Here is a 2800-nt window from a genome sequence, read left to right on the forward strand (position 1 = left end):
ATCAGTCGGCGAAGCGTCAAGAATCACCGCTCCTTTAGGACGGTGAGTATGTCAATGGAGTCATTCCTAAATTCTTAGTGGACAAAGAACTGGCTCATCAGAATTTGACGGCGCTGCATGTGGTGAACTCAATGCACGATCGCAAAGCCCTGATGGCCCGCCTATCTGACGGATTCATCGCGCTGCCCGGTGGATATGGCACTCTGGAAGAATTCTGCGAAGTGTTGACTTGGGCGCAGTTGGGGCTACATCAAAAACCACACGGACTGCTGAATATCGAAGGCTATTACGATGCGTTGCTGGCCTTCTTTGATCACGCCGTTAATGAGAAACTGGTGCGCTCTATACATCGATCGCTCGTTCTAGAATCCTCTGACCCCCAATCTTTATTAACGCTAATGGAAACCTACAAACCCCAAAGTGTAGCCAAATGGATTACACAAGATACTGAATCTTAAATAGCACGCTCATCACTGGACAGAGTGCTTTTATAAAACTCGAAAATCTATATTGAGATAGATGAGTTGATGAGATTAAAACGCTAGAAGAATCAAGATGTTTATGGCGATCGCAATGCGAAAGAAGCTGGCGTTAGGCGTGTTTGTGTCGTTTTCCTTGCTTGCGACCCCCCTTATTCACGCTCAGACGACTCCGACACCCGTCCCCATTAAACCGGATGTGCCCTACGTTCCGACTCCCGAATCGGTGGTGATGGAGATGCTAAAAATCGGAAATGTCACCGCTAATGATGTCGTGTATGACCTCGGCTCAGGAGATGGCAGATTGGTGATTACGGCCGTGCAGAAGTTTGGAGCGAAACGCGGCGTTGGAGTTGAGATCAATCCAGGATTAGTCAACAAAAGTAATGAGAATGCAAAACAGGCAGGGGTGAGCGATCGCGTTCAGTTTCTTCAGCAAGATCTATTCAAAACCAACTTTCAAGAAGCCTCTGTCGTCACGCTCTATCTGTTGCCCAAAATTAACTTAGAACTACGGCCCAAACTTCTGAGCGAACTCAAACCCGGCACTCGCGTTGTCTCTCACGCTTTTGGCATGGGCGATTGGCGACCCGATCGTACCATTCTCGTCCAGGATGGCGGGCGGCCGCGCACAATTTTTCTTTGGGTAATTCCAGCAATCGTTTCGGGCACCTGGCAGGGCAGCGTTTCTACTCAATCAGGGTCGCCACAAACCTATCAAGTGCAGGTCGATCAGACGTTTCAAAACGTGCGGGCGACGGTTGATTTGGGGGGACAACGAATCAGCATTCCGCGAGTATTGGTGAATGGCGATCGCATTAGTTTTGAGCAGCGTCAACCAATCAACGGACAAGACGTTAACATTCGATTCAACGGTCAGGTGAATGCAGACATGCTGAAAGGAGTTGCGGAAGTGAGAACGGGAAGAGCGATCGCAAATTACAACCTCACAGCCCAGCGCCAACCCGTTTCTAAACTTCCAAACAGATAAAAGTTTAATCAGTAACAGATTAGAATGAACATTACCAGTGAACTGATCAACCAATCACATTGATAATCACTACTCACCTGTCGCTAATTCGCTAAGGATCGTGAATTAAACAAACGTGAATTAAACAAAACCGTTATCTGTAGGGGTTGAGCCAAAATGCACGACCAACGGTTGAAATGAGAGAGATTTTGTGAAATGAGAGATTTTGAGAGTCGCCTGGTTTTGTTAGCTTTGAGCAGACTACTGTTCCCATTGATCAGGCAGCGTTTTGCCCTGTTTACGCAGTTCTGAATCTCGGTAGAGCCAGTAGAGAATTTGTTCGGAGCGATCGCGCTGTTCTGCTAATTCGTTCAGACGTTGGCTAAACGCCTCGTGCGCTTCAGGGGCGGTTTCTTGAAATGCCTGCTCAAATTGGGCCCGATGTTTTTCTTGAATCATCCGAAACAAAAAGGCATGTTCGTCTTTGTCAGGATCTTCAACCATCCAGCAGTGGTCAATAAGATGCAAAATTTCGTCTCTAGACAGGGGCGGTTTCATGGCGCTTTGAATACAAGATGACGTAAAGGCGGGTAGTCTGCTTTCTTTTAGCGTATCAATTTGGGGCACCCTGATTGTGATTTGAGTTGCAGTTAGACGAGAAAAGTTTTGAGGTTTGGACGACTCTTGGTTGTCATGGCGTGGATTCTCGATCACCCTGCTGCTTGTGTTTACAATTCTCTACATAAGTAGTGATTTTTTTTAATATTTAGAATTGCAAAATATCAAAAAAATAGGTGTCATCATTCGTTAGTTTGAGATTTAGAGAGAACAAATTTTTACCTCAGATCCGAGACAGAAATGAGAATTTGCCTTGAGCGTAAGTTGACTACTTGCCCCGATCAATTAGTTTGCACCGTTTGCCGAGAACCTTTCTTTACAGGCAAAATTCGCACTCTTTTATATAGCGATCGCAGTCTCCTACAAGGAGATATTTGTTCGGTTTGTCTAAAACTCAGTGCAACGGGTATTCGCAAAAAAATGCGAGAACAAGCTAATCTGTTGATGCAACAACCCGCCGCTTGTTTTGTGCAAACCATTCCCTGTCACGATCGTGCGATAGAACTGCTCGAAGCGTCTCAAGAAACCATCAAATTTCCTAACCTTTTGCAATGGTGGCTCAAAAAGCTAGAAATTCTCTCCGAAGAATCTCAAGAACTCGAAGCCGCCCGCTTGAGAGCCAAACGGCGATCGCTCCTCCAAAAGATGCTTGACGACAATCAGCAGACCTGAGTAATGACTCACGGTTCGCCCATTTTTGAGCAAGGTCAGCAGATTGAGCTAAAGTTTGGCA

At 46.1% G+C, this 2800-nt stretch carries 3 protein-coding genes and 1 pseudogene; 3 read left to right on the forward strand and 1 reads right to left on the reverse strand.

Annotation, left to right across the window (positions count from 1 at the left end; genetic code table 11):
- Window positions 1–56 precede the first annotated feature (56 nt).
- Window positions 57–458, forward strand: a pseudogene (locus ACJ2PR_RS35520) (LOG family protein); the annotation flags it as partial.
- Between the two features lie 97 nt (window positions 459–555).
- Window positions 556–1470, forward strand: a complete 915-nt coding sequence (locus ACJ2PR_RS35525; protein WP_446880587.1) for a class I SAM-dependent methyltransferase — start codon at window positions 556–558, stop codon at window positions 1468–1470.
- A 240-nt stretch (window positions 1471–1710) separates the two neighbouring features.
- Here the strand turns inward: ACJ2PR_RS35525 and ACJ2PR_RS35530 are convergent, their stop codons facing one another.
- Complete coding sequence (locus ACJ2PR_RS35530; RefSeq protein ID WP_446867431.1) at window positions 1711–2007, reverse strand: hypothetical protein; 297 nt, start codon at window positions 2005–2007, stop codon at window positions 1711–1713.
- Window positions 2008–2307: 300 nt separating this feature from the next.
- Here ACJ2PR_RS35530 and ACJ2PR_RS35535 point away from each other — a divergent pair, with 300 nt between their 5' ends.
- Window positions 2308–2739 carry a hypothetical protein gene (locus tag ACJ2PR_RS35535; protein WP_446880588.1) on the forward strand — a complete coding sequence of 144 codons (432 nt, stop codon included), beginning with the start codon at window positions 2308–2310 and terminating at the stop codon, window positions 2737–2739.
- The last annotated feature ends 61 nt before the right edge of the window (window positions 2740–2800 follow it).

The sequence above is a fragment of the Phormidesmis sp. 146-33 genome (assembly GCF_052939515.1).